This is a genomic window from Curtobacterium sp. MCPF17_003 (genome assembly GCF_003224385.1).
Classification (GTDB): Bacteria; Actinomycetota; Actinomycetes; order Actinomycetales; family Microbacteriaceae; genus Curtobacterium; species Curtobacterium flaccumfaciens.
Genome location: NZ_QKLC01000005.1, coordinates 92,599 through 111,789, shown reverse-complemented (window position 1 = coordinate 111,789; position 19,191 = coordinate 92,599). Strand labels below are relative to the sequence as shown.

At 71.7% G+C, this 19,191-nt stretch carries 14 protein-coding genes and 4 tRNA genes; 6 read left to right on the top strand and 12 right to left on the bottom strand.

What is annotated here, in order from left to right:
* Window positions 1-8: 8 nt before the first annotated feature.
* The 5 genes from DEJ30_RS07085 to DEJ30_RS07065 form a co-directional block, all read right to left on the bottom strand.
* Window positions 9-1,193, bottom strand: a complete 1,185-nt coding sequence (locus DEJ30_RS07085; protein ID WP_258369855.1) for an MFS transporter — start codon at window positions 1,191-1,193, stop codon at window positions 9-11.
* A 73-nt stretch (window positions 1,194-1,266) separates the two neighbouring features.
* Window positions 1,267-2,181: a helix-turn-helix transcriptional regulator gene (locus DEJ30_RS07080; protein ID WP_110859898.1), complete on the bottom strand. Its 915-nt coding sequence runs from the start codon at window positions 2,179-2,181 to the stop codon at window positions 1,267-1,269.
* A 127-nt stretch (window positions 2,182-2,308) separates the two neighbouring features.
* Window positions 2,309-2,383, bottom strand: a tRNA-Val gene (locus DEJ30_RS07075).
* A 47-nt stretch (window positions 2,384-2,430) separates the two neighbouring features.
* Window positions 2,431-2,504 (bottom strand) — tRNA-Cys (locus tag DEJ30_RS07070).
* Between the two features lie 82 nt (window positions 2,505-2,586).
* Window positions 2,587-2,658: transfer RNA gene (locus tag DEJ30_RS07065), tRNA-Gly, on the bottom strand.
* Between the two features lie 215 nt (window positions 2,659-2,873).
* On the opposite strand from DEJ30_RS07065, the gene DEJ30_RS07060 reads away from it, so the two are divergent.
* The 5 genes from DEJ30_RS07060 (at window position 2,874) to DEJ30_RS07040 (ending at window position 9,675) form a co-directional block, all read left to right on the top strand.
* Window positions 2,874-2,946, top strand: a tRNA-Val gene (locus DEJ30_RS07060).
* A gap of 115 nt (window positions 2,947-3,061) precedes the next feature.
* Window positions 3,062-4,612, top strand: a complete 1,551-nt coding sequence (locus tag DEJ30_RS07055) for a DUF3375 family protein (protein ID WP_110859896.1) — start codon at window positions 3,062-3,064, stop codon at window positions 4,610-4,612.
* Window positions 4,609-5,400, top strand: coding sequence for a DUF4194 domain-containing protein (locus tag DEJ30_RS07050; protein ID WP_110859894.1), 792 nt, complete (start codon window positions 4,609-4,611; stop codon window positions 5,398-5,400). The genes DEJ30_RS07055 and DEJ30_RS07050 overlap by 4 nt, the downstream gene beginning before the upstream one ends.
* On the top strand, window positions 5,397-8,765 hold the full coding sequence (locus DEJ30_RS07045; protein WP_110859892.1) for an ATP-binding protein: 3,369 nt from the start codon (window positions 5,397-5,399) through the stop codon (window positions 8,763-8,765). Before DEJ30_RS07050 ends, DEJ30_RS07045 begins: the two co-directional genes overlap by 4 nt.
* Window positions 8,766-9,360: 595 nt before the next feature.
* Window positions 9,361-9,675 carry a hypothetical protein gene (locus DEJ30_RS07040; protein ID WP_051596716.1) on the top strand — a complete coding sequence of 105 codons (315 nt, stop codon included), beginning with the start codon at window positions 9,361-9,363 and terminating at the stop codon, window positions 9,673-9,675.
* Between the two features lie 166 nt (window positions 9,676-9,841).
* Here the strand turns inward: DEJ30_RS07040 and DEJ30_RS07035 are convergent, their stop codons facing one another.
* On the bottom strand, window positions 9,842-11,308 hold the full coding sequence (locus DEJ30_RS07035; RefSeq protein WP_181420038.1) for a peptide MFS transporter: 1,467 nt from the start codon (window positions 11,306-11,308) through the stop codon (window positions 9,842-9,844).
* A 198-nt stretch (window positions 11,309-11,506) separates the two neighbouring features.
* Here DEJ30_RS07035 and DEJ30_RS07030 point away from each other — a divergent pair, with 198 nt between their 5' ends.
* Window positions 11,507-13,633, top strand: coding sequence for an acyl-CoA dehydrogenase (locus DEJ30_RS07030; RefSeq protein ID WP_110859890.1), 2,127 nt, complete (start codon window positions 11,507-11,509; stop codon window positions 13,631-13,633).
* Window positions 13,634-13,700: 67 nt separating this feature from the next.
* Here the strand turns inward: DEJ30_RS07030 and csrA are convergent, their stop codons facing one another.
* Genes csrA through DEJ30_RS07000 form a run of 6 tightly spaced genes read right to left on the bottom strand, consistent with a single transcriptional unit; the run spans window position 13,701 to window position 19,188 of the window.
* Window positions 13,701-13,961 carry a carbon storage regulator CsrA gene (gene csrA, locus DEJ30_RS07025; RefSeq protein ID WP_110859888.1) on the bottom strand — a complete coding sequence of 87 codons (261 nt, stop codon included), beginning with the start codon at window positions 13,959-13,961 and terminating at the stop codon, window positions 13,701-13,703.
* A gap of 4 nt (window positions 13,962-13,965) precedes the next feature.
* Entirely contained in the window at window positions 13,966-14,931 is a 966-nt protein-coding gene (locus DEJ30_RS07020) for a hypothetical protein (protein WP_110859886.1), read from the bottom strand.
* On the bottom strand, window positions 14,906-16,960 hold the full coding sequence (locus DEJ30_RS07015; protein WP_027465543.1) for a flagellar biosynthesis protein FlhA: 2,055 nt from the start codon (window positions 16,958-16,960) through the stop codon (window positions 14,906-14,908). The genes DEJ30_RS07020 and DEJ30_RS07015 overlap by 26 nt, the downstream gene beginning before the upstream one ends.
* A complete protein-coding gene (locus DEJ30_RS07010; protein ID WP_110859884.1) occupies window positions 16,957-18,150 on the bottom strand; it encodes a flagellar biosynthesis protein FlhB in 1,194 nt (397 codons plus the stop codon). The genes DEJ30_RS07015 and DEJ30_RS07010 overlap by 4 nt, the downstream gene beginning before the upstream one ends.
* 4 nt (window positions 18,151-18,154) lie before the next feature.
* On the bottom strand, window positions 18,155-18,913 hold the full coding sequence (locus DEJ30_RS07005; RefSeq protein WP_110859882.1) for a flagellar biosynthetic protein FliR: 759 nt from the start codon (window positions 18,911-18,913) through the stop codon (window positions 18,155-18,157).
* Window positions 18,913-19,188 (bottom strand): flagellar biosynthetic protein FliQ, encoded by a 276-nt coding sequence (locus DEJ30_RS07000; RefSeq protein ID WP_027465541.1) that lies wholly within the window; start codon window positions 19,186-19,188, stop codon window positions 18,913-18,915. The genes DEJ30_RS07005 and DEJ30_RS07000 overlap by 1 nt, the downstream gene beginning before the upstream one ends.
* Between the last annotated feature and the right edge of the window lie 3 nt (window positions 19,189-19,191).

The window sequence follows — 19,191 nt, the reverse complement described above, 5'->3', positions numbered from 1 at the left end:
CCGGTGGGCTACGTGTCCTGCCGAGCAGCGGCCGTCGACGGCAACCGCGATGCCACGAGCGTCCCGACCAGCGCCACGACCGCGAACGCTGCGAACCCGAAGGGCAGCGCGATCGCGCTGCCGACACCGCCGACGACGAGCGGGCCGACGGCGTCCCCGGTCTCGCGCCCGAGCTCCGCAGAGCCCATGGTCCGCCCGAGCCGGTCCGGCGGAGTCGTCCCGGCGAGGTGCGCGAACGCGACCGGCGTCAACGTCGCGACACCGGCCCCGGCGAGCAGCGCCGCGATGAAGACCGCCACCGCGGACGGCGCGACGGCGACGACCAGGAAGGCAGCAGCGACCGCGGCTGTCCCGGCCACACCTGCCACTCCGGTACCGAGGCGCCCGGCGTCGTGCAGTCGACCGGCGACCGGCTGCACGAGCGACGAGGTCACCGCGAGGACGGCGACCGCGAGCGTCGACACCAGGAGCGGGGTACCGACCTGGGTGCCGAGCGCCGGGAGCATGCCGGTGAGTGCGCCGATCGCCGCACTGCCCACGGCCAGCACGACGACCGGGATCAGGAACTGGCGGTCGGTGGCCGCGCGGACCATGACGGCGAGCGTGGCCCGCTGCCGGGGCAGGGGCACGATCGGCTCGACGGCGACGAGCACCGCGACCGCCGTCACGAGAGCCATCACGACCAGGATCCCGAAGAGCCACTGCGTGCTGCCGAACTGCACCACGAGTGCACCGATGACCGGTCCCCCGGCGTAGCCGAGACCCTTCCACGAGCCGTACCGACCGAAGTACGTCCCGCGACGGTGCGCCGGCACGAGGCGGGCGACCGCGGCGGACGACGCCGGCGAGAACGCTGAGGCGCCGGCACCCTGCAGCAGGCGGGCGAGCCCGAGCCAGAACGGTCCGGTTCCGAACACGCCGACGAGCGAGGCCGCCGCGAACACGACCAGTCCGCCGACGATCACCGGTCGCGGGCCGATGCGGTCGGACAGTGCGCCGAAGACCGGCTTGAGGACGAGTTCGGCGACGTCGTACAGCGCCAGGAAGAGCCCCAGCCACGCGAGCGTCAGACCGAGTTCGAGGTGCTCGCCGCCGACCGCCGCCGCGATGCCGTTCGCCCCGAAGGCGGTGACGAACCCCGCGGCGTACAGCGGAGCGAGCCGAGGGGGCGTGGTCGTCGACGGGGCGGTCACGTGACCACCCTTGCGGACGGCGGGCCAGACCGCCAGCGACGGTCGGTGCGTGCGCCGCCGACGACCGACCTGGTCAGTGCGTCCGGTGACCGTCCGTGCCGTACATCTCACGTCGAAGGCGGCTGAACCGTCCCTGGTTGCTGAACCCCCACTTCGCCGCGACGTCCTTGATTAGCTTCGACTCATCGTCGAGGAGTTCCCGGTGCGCCTCGGCGAGCCGGGCGCGGCGCAGGTAGGTCATCGGCGTCATGTCGAGTTGCCGACGGAAGGTCGACTGGAGTCCGCGGGAAGACACCCGTGCCGCCGCCGCCACGTCCTCGAGGGTGATCGGGTCGCTCAGGTGCGAGTCCATGTACGCGGCGGCCCGCCGGACCGTCGCCGCCCCCGCCCCGGTGCCGGCCAAGACCCGCGTGACGGTCTCGAACGGCAGTGCCCAGGTCGCGACGCTGAGCAGGTAGTCGAACGCGGCGGTGCGGACCAGCTCGTTCCGGAACGCGGATTCCACCCGGACGACGTTCTGGTGGACGTGGGAGACCGCCTGTGCCCAGACGTAGGCACGTTCCGGGATCGGCCGGTGGCCGTGGAGCCGGAGGACGCCGGTGTCGGCTCCCTCGGCACGGACGGCGTGCTGTACGAGCGAGGACTCCGGCATGTTGACGACGAGCAGCTCCGAACCGTCGTACTCGGCGACGGTCTCCTCCTGACCGAAGAGCACGCCGCCGACCTCTCCGCCGTCACCGTGCTCGGTCCGGAGTCCGCCGCCGAGTCGGGTGGCCGAGGTGAAGACCCCCGCCGGCTCGACGGTCACCTGCGCGTGGAAGCCCATCGAGAGGCGCGCGATGCTCAGTCGGTCGTCGCCGCGGATGTCCGCGCGGAACCGCACCCGGCCACGCGGCGGCTCGAGGCGCACCTTCGGGTACATCGCTCCGAGTACTTCACTCACCGCGTCGAAGTCGACGGTGTCCTGCTGCAGCATCATCACGGTCATGCGGTGGTCGTTCTCCCAACAGCCTGCTCGGCTCCGAGCATCCCCACGCTAGCCCACAGCCGCTGGCACGATCCACGAACGACGAAACCCCCGACCGGACCTGGTGGTCCTGCCGGGGGCTTCGTGGTGGTGGGCGATACTGGGATCGAACCAGTGACCTCTTCCGTGTCAGGGAAGCGCGCTACCGCTGCGCCAATCGCCCAAGTCCCTGCGTGGACCGGAGTCCATCAAGGTCTTGGAGGGTGGATCTGGAGGTGGGGACGGGATTCGAACCCGCGTGGACGGCTTTGCAGGCCGCTGCCTAGCCTCTCGGCCACCCCACCATCGAGGTTCACGTCTCCGTGAGTACCCGAACGGTGGGATACCCTCTGGTGAGTCGCGGGCCTTCGAAAAGACCCACACTCGAGCGGATGACGAGATTCGAACTCGCGACCCTCACCTTGGCAAGGTGATGCGCTACCACTGCGCCACATCCGCACTTGTCGTTCCGCTGTCGCGGCGACGACGTAAACTCTATACGCACCGGGGCAGTTCCACCAAAATCCTCCCCGTTCACCGGGCGTGTCCCCCGAGTTCATGCGGATCGGGGCGGTTCGACGCCCCCTGGGGCGAGCGCGCCACACCCGGGCCGCGCGATGTGTTCGATGCACCGCCGGACTTCCGCTAGTATCGATCCGCACGAACAGTGCAGGGGGCGATTGGCGCAGTTGGTAGCGCGCTTCGTTCACACCGAAGAGGTCATCAGTTCGAGTCTGGTATCGCCCACGTAGCAACACGAACACCACCGACAAGAGCCCGACGCAGCAGCGTCGGGCTCTTGTCATCTCATCAGGCCCCAGCACGCGGGCCTCACCACCAGCACGATCGGACGAAGGGGCGCATGACCGACGTCGACCTCGAGTTCGCCCGGGTCCGAGCGGTCCTCGACCGTCCGACCCTGCGGCTCATGTCCCGGCCGACCAGCGCCACGGTCCTCGCCGTGTTCCGCACGGTCTTCGACCGCGACGTGCAGTACGTGCCCGCCGACCGCATGCACCTGCAGGTCGAGGAGCACGTCGCGCGCCTGCAGGCGGCGGGTGCCCGCGTGCCCGCCAGCGACCCGGCAGTGCCGGCGGCCCGCGAGCAGGCCGAGGGTGAGCAGGAAGCCCGACCGAACGGCCGCGCGCTGTGCCGCGAGTGGGTCGGCGCCCAGTGGCTCGTCCGCTCGAACTCCCCCGACGGCGACGAGCAGTACTCCCTGACCAGCCACGCGCTCGAGGCGCTCTCGCTCGTCGATGCCCTGTCGGCCGACCGCGCCCTGATCAGCGAGAGCCGGCTGGCGATGATCGTGGACGCGGTGCACCGGTGGGCGGCCCGCGCCGAACCCGACCCCGACGTGCAGATCCGCCGGATCGACGCCCAGATCGCCGAGCTGCAGGCCGAACGCGAGCGCCTGGAGCACGGCGACGACGTCGTGGCCGTCGACGACGACCGGATGCGGGACGGGTACACGAACATCTCCGACCTGATCCGGCAGCTGCCGAGCGACTTCAAGCGGGTGGAAGAAGCGGTCGCGACGATGCACCGCTCGATCGTCGAGGACTTCCGGCAGGAGGTCCGCCCCATCGGCGAGATCCTCGACGACTACCTGGCGCGCACGGACAACCTGATGGAAGCGACGCCCGAGGGCCGCGCCTTCGAGGGCGCCTTCGAGCTCCTCCGCGACGACGCCCTCCTCCTGCGGCTCCGTGACGACATCGCCACGATCCTGGCGCACCCGTTCGCGCAGGGCCTCGGAGCCGGCGAGCGTCGGGCCTTCCGCAACACGGTGACGATCCTGCGCCAGGGCATCGAGGACGTCCTGGCCCAGCGCCGTCAGCTCACCGCCACGCTCCGCGACCAGATCGTCGCCCACGACGTGGTGCGCGACCGCGAGCTCGACGCGGTGCTCCGCTCGATCAACCGCGGCCTCGCCACCCTGATGGACCAGGGCGGTGCACGCGATCGGATCCCGCTGCCGCTCCTGCCGGCGGCCGCCGAGGTCGGCACGCTGCGCGAGCGCTTCTACGACCCGGACGCCGAGTCGGTGCCGCCGCCCATCGAGGAACCCGACGACGACGTCTTCGAGGACCTCGACGTCGAGATGCTCCGCAAGCACGGTGGGCCGCTCCTGACCGAGCTGCGCGCGGCACTCCGCTTCGCCGAGGCCGACTCCAGCGTCGACGCGTTCCACGGGTTGCCGCCCGAGCAGCGCCGACCGGTCGAGCTCTTCGGCCTCGCGCACCTGCTGACGGGGCGCGACGACTTCGAGTCGGCCGCCCACGTCGCCGAGCACCGCACGGTCCGGCCCGACGGCACCGCGATCACCTTCCACATGCCCACCGCTGCGCTCGACGACGAGCGCACTCCGGTCGGCGACGCACACCACGAGAACGCACAGGAGGCACGGTGAGCGACACGACGCCGACACCGGTCGACGAGACGGTCCCCTACGACGACCCCGCATCGGTGATGCAGGACGACGAGCGTGACGAGTCCAGCTTCGCCCTCTTCGAGGGCGACGAGGGCCGGCTCGACGAGCACCAGCGACGCGCCCTGGTGGCACTGCTGCGGCACTCGTACGTCAGCTCCCGCACGCACCCCGACGAGTGGCGTGCCGTGCTCGACGCCGAGTACCAGCTGCGGTCCCGCCTGAACGACCTGTTCCTCGAGCTGCACGTCGACCGTGACCGCGAGGTCGCCTGGAAGCGCCAGGCCCGGTCGGAGAGCCAGCGCCGCACCTTCCCGACCCTGCTCCGCGACCTGCCCTACACCCGCGAGGAGACGATCGTCCTCGTCTACCTGCGGATGCGCCTGCGCGCCGACGCCCGACCGGGTCCGGACCAGGTCGTCGTCGACCGGTCCGAGATCCTGGGGCACGTGGCGGGCTTCCGTCCGGCGACCGCGACCGACCGCACCCGCGACGAGGGCCGGGTGGCGAAGGCGATCGAGCGCCTCGTGACCGCGCGCATCCTGATCCGCACCTCCGACCCGGACCGCTTCCGGGTGGCGAGCGTCGTCGAGGTGCTGCTCCCCCTGGAACGGCTGCTCGAACTGGACGCGTGGTTGCGGACCACCACCGCGCAGGACGAGGCGACCGCCCCGGGCGGTGAGGCGACCGACGGAGCCGCCACGGGCCTCCCGGACGACGACGAGACGGACTCCGTGACCGACACCGACCTGGACGAGGCGAGCGAATGACCGACACGTTCGAGATCCCGGCGCTCTTCGACACGGTCGCGCAGTGGCGCGCCGAGTCGATGCAGGTCGTCAACTGGGGTGGGTTCCACGGCCACCGGCAGGTCGAGCTGTCCGGCACGGCGACGCTCATCTCCGGCGCCTCGGGAACCGGCAAGTCCACGCTGATGGACGCCTACCTGGCCGTGATGATGCCGTCCGACGTGCCGTTCAACGGCGCCTCGAACGACGCCACCACCGGCCGCGCCCGCAGCGCCGACCAGCGCAACCTGCTCACGTACCTGCGCGGCAAGGTCGACACCCGGCGCGACCCGGAGACCGGCAGCCTGCGCGACGTGAACCTGCGCGGCGACGACCAGACCACGTGGGGCGCTGCGGCGGTCACGTTCCGCAACGACGACGAGCGGCGCTTCACGGTGCTGCGTGCGTACATCGTGCCGAAGCGTGCCCGCGGGGTCGGCGACATCCAGATGACCATGGCGACGGTCGACGACACCTTCGACCTGCGCCGGCTCGAGGAGTTCGTGCCCTCGCGGTTCCACCACCTCGAGTTGACCGGCCGCGTGCCGGGGCTCGTCATCCGCGACACCTACCAGGAGCTCGCCTACACGCTGCAGACCCGGCTGGGCATCGGCGACTCCGGCGGCGGCAACCGCGCGATGCGCCTGCTCGCCCGGATCCAGGCCGGTCAGCACCTGCCGACCGTCGACGCGCTGTACAAGTCGCTCGTGCTCGAGACCCCCGGCACGTACGAGGCGGCCGACCGGGCCCTCGCGCACTTCTCCGCCCTCGACGAGGCGTACGAGGCGATGGACACCGAGGAGCGCAAGGTCCGCATCCTCTCCCCCATCACCGACCTGCACGACGAGATCTCGCGCGCGACCGAAGCCGCAGCGGCCCTGGACGGCATCGCGACCGGCGCCGAGGTGTCGCCGTTCGCGCACTGGACGGCCTCGCGGAAGCGTGATCTGCTCGACGCCGAGGTGTCGCGCAACGCCCGCGAGCGCACGGCATCGCGCGCCGAGGTCGCCGCGGCCGAGGCCCGGCACGCCGCCGTCGAGATCGAGCTGCGCGACGCCGAGGCCCGGCTCCGCGACCAGGGCGGCAACGCGCTCGCCCAGCTCGAGGACCGCATCGAACGACTCACCCGTGAGCGCGACGCCGTGGTCCGCACCCGCGCCACGTTCGACGACCGCACCGCGGTGCTCGGAACGTCCGTCGCGACCGAGGCCGACTTCACCGCCGCGCAGCGCAGCTCGCACGAGTTCCTCGGGTCGTACACCGACGCGCGCACCGCCCTCGACGAGCGGCGCGACGCCCTGACCCGCGAGGAGTACCCGCTCCTCGACCGCGAACGGTCCCTGCGGCAGGAGCGCCAGTCGCTCGAGCACCGGCAGGGGGCCATGCCGCTGCCGATGCACGAGGCCCGGCTCGCGATGGCCCGCGCCGCCGGCATCGATCCGGCCGAACTGCCCTTCGTGGCGGAACTGCTCGACGTGCTGCCCGGCGAGGAGCGCTGGCGCACGGCCATCGAGTCGGTCCTGGCGCCCGTCGTCCGCACGCTGCTCGTCGACCAGGACCGCCTCGGCGACTTCAGCGAGGCGATCGACGCACTGCGCCTGCCCGTCCGCGTGCAGTTCGAGGGTGTGCCGACCGGCCCGCACCTGGACCTCGACGGCGACCCGGCGATGGTGTCCGGCAAGCTCGCCATCAAGCCGTCGCCGTTCAGCACCTGGGTGCGCGAGCGGATCGAGTCCGACCGCACCGACGCCCGCTGCGTCGCCTCGGCATCGGACCTCGGCGGTGGTGGCCGTCGGGTCACCGAGTCCGGGCAGCTGCGCGACGGCCGTCGTGGCGCACACGGTGACCGCCGCCAGTCGAACGTCATCGGCTTCACGAACGAGGCCCGCGTCGCCGCGGTCGAGCAGGAGCTCGCCTCGATCGCGCAGGACCTCGCGACGCTCGAGGCCCGCCGCACCGACGTCGCGCAGGACCTCACCGCGCTCGACGTGCTCCGCGCCGCACATCAGCACGTGGTCGACGCCACGTGGACCGCGATCGACGTCGACGGGCCGGGGACGTCCCTCGCCCGGCTCGACGAGGAACGGCAGGCGCTGCTCGCCGCCGACGACGGGCTCCGGACGCTCCGGGCCTCGGTCGCGCGACTGCGGAAGTCCCTGGACGAGGCGGCCGACCGTCGCTCGGCCGCACGGTTGTCCGTCCAGCGGCTCGAGGAGCGCCACGCGGTGCTCGTCGACGGCCAGGACGCCGCCGCCGAGATCCTCGAGCGCTTCGAGTCGTCGCCCGGCTCGCTGCCCGACGACCAGCAGGCCCGCCTGCTCGAGGAGACCTTCGAGGAGATCGGTGCCCCGGACGGCGTCGACGGGTTCGACGACGCCACACGACGGCTCAAGCGGCGGCTCGAGGAGCGGCTCTCGCAGGCCCTCGACGGTGCCGCGGCGGCCTCGACCTCGTTGACGCTGACGTTCCAGCGGTACCAGGACGCCTGGCCCGACCCGAACCTCGGCACCGGCGTCGCGTCGTACCCGGACTACCACGCGATCCTCGACCAGATCGTGGCGACCGGCCTGCACGCGCGTCGGAGCGAGTGGCGTCGACGCCTGTCGCAGTGGAGCGGCGAGGACCTCGTCCCGCTCGCCGGCGCCTTCGACCGCGCCGTCGTCGAGATCGAGGAGCGCCTCGAGCCGGTGAACGAGATCCTGCGGGAGCTACCGTTCGGCGCGAACCGGGACCGCCTGAAGATCCAGATCCGCCGGGTCACCCGCGAGGACGTCACCGCCTTCCGCCGCGAGCTCCGCGCCCTGTCGGCCTCGGTCGACACCGAGTTGACCGACGACGTGCTCGAGACCCGGTTCCGACGGCTCCGGCGCTTCATGGCGGTCATCCGGCCCGACCCGGACGCCGCCCGGGGCCGCACCACCCAGCGCGACGCCGTGCTCGACGTCCGGCGGCACATGGAGATCACGGCCGTCCGGTACGACACCGACGGCAACGACCTCGGCGTGTACTCGTCGCTCGGCGACAAGTCCGGTGGTGAGACGCAGGAGCTCGTGGCGTTCATCGTCGGTGCCGCGCTGCGCTACCAGCTCGGTGACGAGACCCGTCCCCGGCCCCGGTTCGCTCCGGTGTTCCTCGACGAGGCGTTCATCAAGGCGGACTCGGAGTTCGCCGGCCGGGCGGTCACCGCGTGGCTCCGGCTCGGGTTCCAGCTCGTCGTGAGCGCGCCGCTCGACAAGGTCACGGCGCTCGAACCGTCGATGGAGCGGCTCCTCTCGATGCGCAAGCACCCCGAGTCGGGCCACTCGTCCATCACCGAGATCGCCCGCGTGGAGCCGGCCGCCGTCTGACGGGCCGGGGTGGTCGCGCGTGTCGGGTGGTCGCGCGTGTCGGCTGGTCAAGGCACCCCGCTCAGGTTCGCCGAGGGGTCACGGACCGTCGGATGGAGGCCGCGCAGCCGACAGTTCGTGACCGTTCGGCGCGCCGCAGGCGGGGTGTCCTGACCACCCGGCCCGCGCTCTGGACACGACCGACAGCGGCCTGGAGGCGCGGTGCGGGCCCGGTACGAGTCTCCCGGCCGTCGTCCCGCCGGTCGCAACACCCCGCTCAGGTTCGCCGAGGGGTAACGAACCGTCGGATGGCGGCGGCGCCGCCGACAGTTCGTGACCGCCCGACGCGCTGCAGGTGGGGTGTCCTGACCACCCGGCCCGCGCTCTGGACACGACCGACAGCGGCCTGGAGGCGCGGTGCGGGTCCGATACGGGCCTCCCGGCCGTCGTCCCGCCGGTCGCAACACCCCGCTCACCTCCGCGCGCTGGTCACGAACCGTCGCCTGGCGGCGCCGCCGCCGACGGTCTGCGACCGCTCGGCGCGCACCCGGCGGGGTGTCCTGACCACCCGGCGGCCGGGCCGTCAGCGTGTCGACAGGTGCCGCACAGACGTTCCATGACCACGCGCCGCTACGGTGATGGCGTGTTCGGACGCCGCCGCTCCCCCAGTCCCCGCCCCGACGACGCTCCCGGTCTCGGCATCGGTGCCCTCGTGCAGGTCATCGACACCGACCGGGGTGGCGAGCAGTGGGCCGACGAGCCGATCGGGGTGATCGTGGCTCCCGGCGGGAGTCAGATCGGCGGGACACAGCGCACGTGGACCGTTGCGTTCGAGGAGCCCGTGTACACGAAGGACGGCCGCGGCCCCTTCGAGCGCGCGACCGTCCTGAGTCGTCAGCTGGTGCCGGTCACGACCGACAGCGGCGAGTAGTCCGGGTCAGGGACTCAGTACTCCTCGGAGCCGCTCTTCATCATGGCCGCGACGGCCATGCAGCACCCGACGCCACCGAGGACGCCGACGCCGATGATGATCCCTGCGATGAGTTCGAGCATGGGTGGTGACTCCTTGGTTGCGTCGGCGTGTGGCTCCGCTCAGGTTACCGGATGCCGCGCATGAGCCGCAGCACCGGCTTGGCCAGGAGCAGCAGGACCACACCCACCACGACGGCGACCAGGCCGAGGATCGTGAAGTACGGAGCCTCGTTCGCCGGGTCGTAGTAGCGGGACAGCACCCCGGTGACGGCGGTGCCGAGCGACACCGACAGGAAGAACAGCGCGACCATCTGCGTCTGGAACTTCGGCGGCGCGAGCTTCGTGGCGACGGACTGGCCGACGGGCGAGAGCAGCAGCTCGGCGAGCGTGAACACCAGCAGGATGCCGACGAGCGCGAGCAGCGGCGTGCCGTTCTCGCCCGAGCCGGTGAACGGCAGGAAGAGCAGGAACGCGAGCCCCATGATCCCGGTGCCGAGTGCGAACTTCGTCGGGGTGGACGGCTGGCGGTCGCCGAGCTTGGTCCACAGCGCCGCGAAGACGCCGGACAGCACGATGATGAAGACCGGGTTGATCGACTGCACCCACGACACCGGCATCTCCCAGCCGAACAGCGAACGGTCGAGTCGTTCGTCGGAGTAGACCGTCACGACGGTGAACTGCTGCTGGTACAGGGACCAGAACACGGCGCTGCCGATGAACAGCGGGATGAACGCGAAGACCCGCGACCGCTCGTCACGGGTGATGCCGCTCGACAGGATCACGACGAAGTAGCCGATGGTGGCGAGCACGACGACCGCCACCACGACGGTGGGCAGGTTGCCGACGTTGAGCAGGCCGGTCAGCACGGCGACGACGATGACGACCAGCGCGACGACGACGCCGGCACCGATGAGCGGCAGGCGGCGGCGGTCGACCGGGTTCGCCACGTGGCGGACGACCTCGGGCAGCTTCTTCCGACGGATCGCGTACTGCACCAGGCCAGCGGCCATCCCGACGGCGGCGAGGCCGAAGCCCCAGTGGAAGCCGAGCGAGCTCTGCAGCAGCCCGGTGAGCAGCGGTCCGAAGAACGCCCCGAGGTTCACGCCGAGGTAGTACAGCGAGAAGCCGGCGTCGCGGCGCGGGTCCTCGCGGCTGTAGAGGCCGCCGACGATCGTGGTGGCCGTGGCCTTGAGCCCGCCGGAGCCGAGCGCGATGAGCACGAGGCCGACCCCGACCCCGGCCACCCCGGGGACGAGCGCGAGTGCGATGTGCCCGAGCATCACGACGATCGCGCTGCCGAACAGGGTCCGGTCCGCACCGATCAGCCGGTCGGCGATCCACGCCCCGATGATCGTGAACAGGTAGACCGCGCCGCCGTAGGCACCCATGATGCCGGCGGCGATGCCCTTGTCGATCCCCAGGCCGCCCTGCGTGACCGTGTAGTACATGTAGATGAGGACGATGCCCTGCATGCCGTAGAACGAGAACCGCTCCCAGAGCTCCACGGCGAACGGTGTCGAGAGCTCGAAAGGTTGCCCGAAGAAGGTGCGTCCGGGACGGCCTTCGCGGTCCGCGGGGGTGGTACGTGACATGGCGGCCAGTCTGCCCCTGGCCGGGTGGGCACGCCCAATCGTCGAACACCGCTCATGTCTTTGGAGGGTTCCCACGACCTCGTGACGGCATCGACGACACGGTGTTGTGCGGCGCGCACGGCGTTCCCGCCACTGTCGGCACGGGTGTCTAGCGTGGACGGTGCAACACGGACACCGCAGTTCAGGAGGACTCCGCCCATGGTCGACACCGCACCCGCCCAGCGCACCACCCCCGCCAGCGGCAGCGACACCGCGCCGGACGTCGAAGCGCCGAACGCCGACGCCGCCGGCGACCCGGCAGCGGGCACCCCGACCGCCGGCACGGACACCGACGTCCGCATCGACGTCGAGCTGGTGCAGGAGCTCCTGCTCGGACGCTGGGCCGAGGACCGCCGGATCTCCCGACGGCTCGCGCTCGACCCCGCGATGCAGAAGATCGAGGGCCAGCCGATCCCCGAGCACCGGGCACGCGTGCTCGAGCAGCTCCGGACCCTGGTCGACGCCGGGGCCATCCAGCGCCCCTACCCCGCCGAGTTCGGCGGCCAGAGCAACCACGGTGGCAACCTGGCGGCGTTCGAGGAGCTCGTCACCGCCGACCCGTCGATGCAGATCAAGGCCGGGGTGCAGTGGGGACTGTTCGGGTCCGCCGTGCACCACCTGGGCACCGAGGCGAACCACCGCGAGTTCCTGCCGGGCATCGTCTCGTTCGAGGTCCCCGGCTGCTTCGCGATGACCGAGACCGGCCACGGCTCCGACGTGCAGAGCATCGCCACGACGGCCACGTACGACCCCGCGACCGAGGAGTTCGAGATCCACACGCCGTTCCGCGGTGCGTGGAAGGACTACATCGGCAACGCGGCCCTGCACGGTCACGCCGCCGTCGTGTTCGCGAAGCTCGTGACCGCGGGTGTCGACCACGGCGTGCACGCGTTCTACGTCCCGCTCCGCGACGCCGAGGGGGTGTTCCTGCCCGGCGTGAGCGGTGAGGACGACGGCCCCAAAGGCGGCCTGAACGGCATCGACAACGGCCGGCTCGCCTTCGACCACGTCCGGGTCCCCCGCACGAACCTGTTGAACCGCTACGGCGACGTCGCCGCGGACGGCACCTACTCGTCGCCGATCGCGTCGCCCGGCCGTCGGTTCTTCACGATGCTCGGCACCCTGGTGCAGGGCCGGGTGTCGCTCGACGGCGCCGCGGTCGTCGCACAGAAGATCGCGCTGCAGATCGCCCTGACCTACGCGATGCAGCGCCGTCAGTTCCCCACCGGTGACGGCACCGAGGGCGTGCTGCTCGACTACGGCCGGCACCAGCGCCGTCTCATCCCGCGCCTTGCGACGGTGTTCGCGCAGTCGTTCGCGCACGAGAAGCTCCTGCGCACCTTCGACGACGTCTTCAGCGGGCGCGAGGACACCCCGGAGCGCCGGGAGGACCTGGAGACCCAGGCCGCGGCGTTCAAGTCGATGTCGACCTGGTCGGCGCTCGACACCCTGCAGGAGGCCCGCGAGGCGTGCGGCGGTGCCGGGTTCCTCGCCGAGAACCGTCTGACCGGGCTCCGCGCCGACCTCGACGTCTACGTGACGTTCGAGGGCGACAACACCGTGCTGCTGCAGCTCGTCGGCAAGCGCCTGCTCACCGAGTTCCGTGCCAAGGCCCCGAAAGACCCGGCGTCCACCGCGAAGTTCGTGGCGGCCGTCGCGGCGTCGAAGCTGGCCGACGCGTCCGGCATCCGTCGCCTCGGCCAGACCGTGGCCGACCGCGGCTCCCTGGCCGCCAGCGTCGCCGACCTGCAGGACCCCCGCACGCAGCGCGAACTGCTCGCCGGCCGGGTCGACACCATGGTCGCCGAGATCGGCATGCGCCTGGCGTCGGCCGGCAAGGACCGAGCACGCGCCGCCCGACTGCTGAACCGCTCGCAGCACGAGCTCATCGAGGCGTCGAAGGCGCACGCCGAGCTCATGCAGTGGGACGCCTTCACCGAGGCGCTCGACGAGGTGACCGAGGGCGACACCCGCCGTGTGCTCGTCTGGCTGCGCGACCTGTTCGCACTCGGCCTGCTCGAGCAGCACCTGGACTGGTACCTGCTGCACGGCCGGCTGTCGGCGCAGCGTGCCCGTGCGGTGTCGGCGTACATCGACCGGCTCGTCGCCCGGGTCCGGCCCATCGTGCCGCAGTTGATCGAGACCTTCGGCTACGAGCCCGGTCACGTCCGGGCGCCGATCGCGCTCGGTGCCGAGCAGGCCCGACAGGACGAGGCACGTGCCTGGTTCGCCGCCGAGGCCGCTGCCGGCCGCCTACCCGAGCAGGAGAAGAAGCCCCGTCCGTGACGGACGTGCAGCCCCGTCCATGACGGACACGCGGCCGCGCCCGTGACGGGCGTGGCCGTGTCGGGAGCTAGGAGTCGTTCGGTTCCGGCGCAGCCCCGCCGCGGGCCCCGAGCGCCGCGCGCAGCTGCGCCTCGGCGTCGTCACCGGCAGCGGCGGCCTCGGCGTTCGCCTCGGCGACCGCACGCACGACCTCTTCGCGCTGGATCTTCACGCCGCGTGGGGCGTCGATGCCGATCCGGACGCCGTCGCCCCGGGAGTCGAGCACCGTGATGACGATGTCGTCGCCGACGAGGATCCGCTCGCCGACCTTCCGCGTGAGTACCAGCACGCGTTCAGCCTAGCGACACGACGGGGAGCCCCAGCAGGTCCACCGACTCGGGCGTGGCGGTCTCGCGCGCACCGATCGCCACGATGCCGACCACGGGCAGCCTCGAGGCCACCGCGGACACCATGGCGGCCGAGTCCGCGGGCTTCCGCCCGACGTCGACCACGACCCACACCTGGTCGGCCTGCAGCGCGTCGCCGGTCGCCCGGTCGTCCCACGCGGCGACGGCGAGCACGGCGTGACCGTCGCGGACACCGTCGGCCCGCGCCAGGATCGCCGCACGGCGGTCGGCGGCGTCCGTCGGCCGGAGCGCGTGCCGCACCGCGAAGAGCCCGGCGGCCGCGTCGACGTCGTTCGGCCGCCCGACCAGGAGCACCAGGTCACCGTCCGCGGACCGCACGGCCGGGGCGGTGGACCGGGCCACCGCTGCCGCTGAGGGCGAGCCGAGGACGCGGGACGGGCCTCCCGACCGGGTCTCGACGACCGGCTGCGCGACGGCCACCGCCTGCGCGTCGGCCACCGTCTGCGCGTCGACGGCTGCCTGGAGGCGCGGGTCGACCCCCGTGGGCACGTCCGGCTCACCCGGGGCGCGCGTCGGGCGCGGGGCGCTCGGCGTGATCCCGTCCGCCTGGAACCCGTCGAGCACCGACGCGAAGGCGTCGGCCCGCGTCGTCGCGGTGCCGTCGGTGCCGGCGATGCGCGCCTCGGCCGCCTCGGCGTCGGCGAGCAGCGCGGCGATGCCGACGCGCTGCACGGGCGAGTCCGCGATGACCACCCGGGCGGTGGGCTGGTCCCCCGGTTCCGGCACCTCGACGGTGGCTTCGACGTGCGCCTTGCGGAACAGCCCGCCGAAGCCCGGCGTGGTCACGCGTTCGGCCGCGACGATCCGCGCACCCGCGCCGAACTCGGTCCGGACCGCGTCGCGGACCGACTCGAGCGTGGCGCCGCTACGCTGCAATCGGGTCGGCGGCACGGACCACTCCCACGGTCTCGATGGTGGAGCCCGCGGCGGTGGCCTCCTGGTACGACAGCACCGGGAGCCCGTTCGACTGGGCGGCGACCATGCGGTGCACGGCCGGGCGGAGCTGCGGGGCGCAAACCAGGACGGCGGAGAGCCCCTGGTCCTCCACGGAGCGCACGGCGTCGCGGACGGAGCCCAGGACCTGCTCGATGCGGTGTGCGTCGAGCACGATCTGGCTGCCCTGCTCGGACGGCCGGAGCCCCTCGAGCATCGACTGCTCGAGCATCGGGTCGATCATGATGACGCGCAGGGTGCCGGCGTCGGTGTGCCGGGCGGCGAGGGCCGGGCCGAGGGCCGCACGGGCGGACTCGACGAGCCCCTCGGGGTCGGTCGACACCTTGGCGCGGAGCGTGAGGGCCTCGCAGATCCGGCCGAGGTCGTTGATCGGCACGCGCTCGGCGAGCAGGCCCTGCAGCACCCGCTGCAGTTCGGCCATCGAGAGCATGCCGGGGACGAGTTCCTCGACCGCCGCGGGGTTGACCTGCTTGACGCCCTCGGTCAGGACCTTGACGTCCTCGCGGGTGAGCAGGCGTGCCGCGTTGTCGCCGATGACCGCCTGCAGGTGGGTGACGAGCACGGAGACCCGGTCGATCACGGTCGCGCCGGTCATCTCGGCGGCGTGCCGGAGCTCGGCGGGCACCCACTTGCCGGTCAGGCCGAACACCGGCTCGACGGTCGAGGTGCCGGGCAGGCCGTCCAGGTGGTCGCCGAGCGCCAGGACGCTGCGGGCGGGCGCGGTGCCCCGACCGGCCTCGACGCCGGCGATCCGGATGGCGTACGTCGACGGCGGCAGGTCGATCGAGTCGCGGGTGCGCACCGGCGGGACGACGATCCCCATGTCGATCGCGATCTTGCGGCGGAGGGCTCGCACCCGGCCGAGCAGGTCGTCGGAGGCGCCGGACACCATGTCGACCAGGTCGGGGGCGAGCAGGATCTCGAGGGCGTGCACGCGCATCTGCTCGAGCAGGTCCTCCGGGGTGTCGCCGGTCGGTGCCGCCGCCGCGAGTGCCTGCTGCTGGGCGGCGTCGGCCTCGGCCCGGGCGGCGTTCCGGCCGATGCGCCAGCCCGTGAAGAGCAGGGTCGCGCCGACGAGCAGGAAGGGCAGGATCGGCATGCCGGGGATGAACCCCATCGCGATCGCGGCGACACCGGCGATCATCAGGGCGTTGCGCGACTGCGACAGCTGGGTCGCGGCCGAGGAACCCATCTCGGACTCCGCGCCGGACCGGGTGACGATCATGCCCGTCGAGACCGCCATCAACAGCGCCGGGATCTGCGTGACCAGGCCGTCACCGATCGTCAGGATGCCGTACTTCGACAGGGCGTCGGTGGCGGACAGTCCGTTCTGCAGCATGCCGATGGCGATGCCACCGATCAGGTTGATGATGATGATCAGGATGCCGGCGATCGCGTCGCCCTTGACGAACTTCGACGCACCGTCCATCGCGCCGTAGAAGTCGGCCTCGGCGGACACCGCGGCGCGGCGCTCCTTGGCTTCCTGGTCGGTGATCAGCCCGGCGTTCAGGTCGGCGTCGATCGCCATCTGCTTGCCCGGCATCGCGTCGAGGGTGAAGCGTGCCCCGACCTCGGCGACGCGCTCGGCACCCTTCGTCACCACGACGAACTGGATGACGATGAGGATCAGGAAGATGACCGCGCCGATGATGATCGACCCGGAGACGGCGACGTGGCCGAACGCCTGGATGACGTCACCGGCGAAGCCCTCGCCGAGCACCAGCCGGGTGGACGCGACGTTCAGGCCGAGCCGGAACAACGTCGCGACGAGCAGCAGGGACGGGAACACCGAGAAGTCGAGCGGCTTCTTCACGAACAGCGTCGTGAGCAGGATCACCAGCGCCAGCAGGATGTTGATGATGATCAGGAAGTCGAGCAGGAACGACGGCACCGGCAGGATCAGCAGCAGGATGATGCCGACGATGAACACCGGGACGACGAGCTTCGGCAGGTCCTTGCGGTTCATGCGGGGAGTCCTTCGGTCTGGTTCTCTGCGATGCGCGGTGTGCGGAGCTTGCGGGGGCGGAGGTCCCCGGTCAGGGTGGCGGGGTCGATGACGCTCGCGACCTCGTCCGGGGTGGTCGGCCGCGGCGGCGCGTGCGTGCCGGCCGCGGTGCCGCGGGCCTTGAGCGCCATCACGAAGGACAGGACGCGGGCCACCGGGGTGTACAGGTCGACGGGGATCTCGTGCCCGAGCTCGCACGCGGCGTGCAGCGCCCGGGTGAGCGGGACGTCACGGACGATCGGCACCCGCTCTTCTTCGGCACGCGCACGGATGACGTCGGCGACCGGTCCGGCCCCCTTCGCCACCACCCGGGGCGCGGACCTGCCCGGCTCGTACTTGATCGCGACGGCGTAGTGGGTCGGGTTCGTCATCACGACGTCCGCGGTGCCGATGGCCTGGATCATCCGGTTGCGGCTCATCGCGAGCTGACGGGAGCGGCGCTGCGACTTCACCAGCGGGTCGCCGTCGCTCTGCTTGTTCTCGTCCTTGACCTCGCGCTTGGTCATCATCGTGCGCTTCCGGTTGCGGCGGATCACCACGAACACGTCGAGGGCTGCGAGGACGAGTCCGGCGACGATCGCGGCGCGCAGCAGGGTGCCCGACCCGGCGGCGGCGGCCTCGAGCACGGCCGACAGCGGCAGCGAGCCGCTCGTCATCAGGACCGGCATGAGCCCCTGCACCGCGAACCAGAGGACGAGCCCGACGACTGCGGTCTTGAGCAGCGCCTTCGCGCCGTTCCAGAGCGCCTGGGTGCCGAACACGCGCTTCAGTCCGGCGATCGGATCGAAGTGGTCGGGCTGCGGCGTCATCTTGCGGAAGTGCACCCCGCCCTGGGTGACGGCGGCGGCGAGCACCGCGACCGCGACGACCGCGAGCATCGGGCCGAGGGTCGCACCCATCGAACCGAGGGCGTCGGCGAGCAGGGCCTGCACGGCACCGAGCTCGGGGTCCTCGATGACCCGCTGCACGGCGAGCAGCTGGTCCTGCCCAGCGGCCGCGGCGTTGCCGATCGCGGCCGGGATCATGAGCGCCGCGACGGCGATCCCGATCCACGCCCCGAGGTCCTGTGAGCGACCGATCTGGCCCTTCTCGTGGACCTCGCGCATCCGCTGCTGGGTTGCCTGTTCGGAACGTTCTCCGCTGTCGGACACGTCGTCACCCCCGTCCCGTGATCGCCTCGACGGCGTCGCCGGTCAGCGACGACACCACCGAGGGCAGGGCCATGAAGAGCGCGCCGGCGAACAGGACGGTCAGGCCGATCTTGATCGGGAAGCCCATCTGGAACGCGTTGAGCGCCGGTGCCACGCGGGTCAGCAGCCCGAGCCCCACGTCGGCCAGGAACAGCACGACGACGAGCGGACCGGCGATCTGCAGGGTGGCGAGGAACATCTGCGACATCGCGGTCACGAGCATCGACGCGAGCCCGTCCACCGCGAAGGTGCCGGTGAGCGGCACGGCGTCGAAGGACCGCACCAGACCGCCGACGATGAGCTGGTAGCCGCCCGAGGTGAAGAGCAGCGCGAGCGCGGTCATCTGGAACAGGCGGGTGAACTGGGCGCCGTTGACCTGGGACTGCGGGTCGAACGCCTGCGCGAGCGTGAACCCGCCGAACAGGTCGATGAGCGCGCCCGCCGACTGCACGGCGGCGAACACCAGGAACACCAGGAACCCGAGGGACAGCCCGACGACGAGCTGGGTGAGCAGGGCGAGCAGGAACGGGCCCGTGTCGAGCTGCTCGTAGCCGGCGGCGACGCGCGGGGCGACGCCGATGGCGAGCCCCAGCCCGAGGATCACCTTGACCGTGCCGGGGAACGCCCGGTACGAGAACGGCGGCGCGATGACGAAGAACGCGACGAGCCGGACGCCGGCGAGCATGGTCGCCTCCAGACGGTCGGCGTCGATGCTGAGCTCCATCAACCGGCCCCGAGCAGCTTCGGGATCATGTCGAAGGCGACGTGCGTGAACGCGATCATCTCCGAGATCATCCAGTTGCCGCAGACCACCAGGGCGATCGCGACGGCGACGGCCTTCGGCACGAACGAGAGCGTGACCTCCTGGATCTGCGTCACCGACTGGAACAGCGAGATCGCGAAGCCGACGACGAGCGAGGTGATGAGCACCGGGGCGGCGAGCTTGCCGGACACCAGGAGCGCCTGGAGCACGAGGTCGATGACGGCCTGCTGGTTCATGCG

Coding starts and splice junctions, on each gene's coding strand:
- DEJ30_RS07000 (WP_027465541.1), bottom strand. CDS start 19,188: ATGAACCAGCAGGCCGTCATCGACCTCGTGCTCCAGGCGCTCCTGGTG.
- DEJ30_RS07005 (WP_110859882.1), bottom strand. CDS start 18,913: ATGGAGCTCAGCATCGACGCCGACCGTCTGGAGGCGACCATGCTCGCC.
- DEJ30_RS07035 (WP_181420038.1), bottom strand. CDS start 11,308: ATGTCACGTACCACCCCCGCGGACCGCGAAGGCCGTCCCGGACGCACC.
- DEJ30_RS07080 (WP_110859898.1), bottom strand. CDS start 2,181: ATGACCGTGATGATGCTGCAGCAGGACACCGTCGACTTCGACGCGGTG.
- DEJ30_RS07055 (WP_110859896.1), top strand. CDS start 3,062: ATGACCGACGTCGACCTCGAGTTCGCCCGGGTCCGAGCGGTCCTCGAC.
- DEJ30_RS07015 (WP_027465543.1), bottom strand. CDS start 16,960: ATGAACCGCAAGGACCTGCCGAAGCTCGTCGTCCCGGTGTTCATCGTC.
- DEJ30_RS07040 (WP_051596716.1), top strand. CDS start 9,361: ATGACCACGCGCCGCTACGGTGATGGCGTGTTCGGACGCCGCCGCTCC.
- DEJ30_RS07030 (WP_110859890.1), top strand. CDS start 11,507: ATGGTCGACACCGCACCCGCCCAGCGCACCACCCCCGCCAGCGGCAGC.
- DEJ30_RS07045 (WP_110859892.1), top strand. CDS start 5,397: ATGACCGACACGTTCGAGATCCCGGCGCTCTTCGACACGGTCGCGCAG.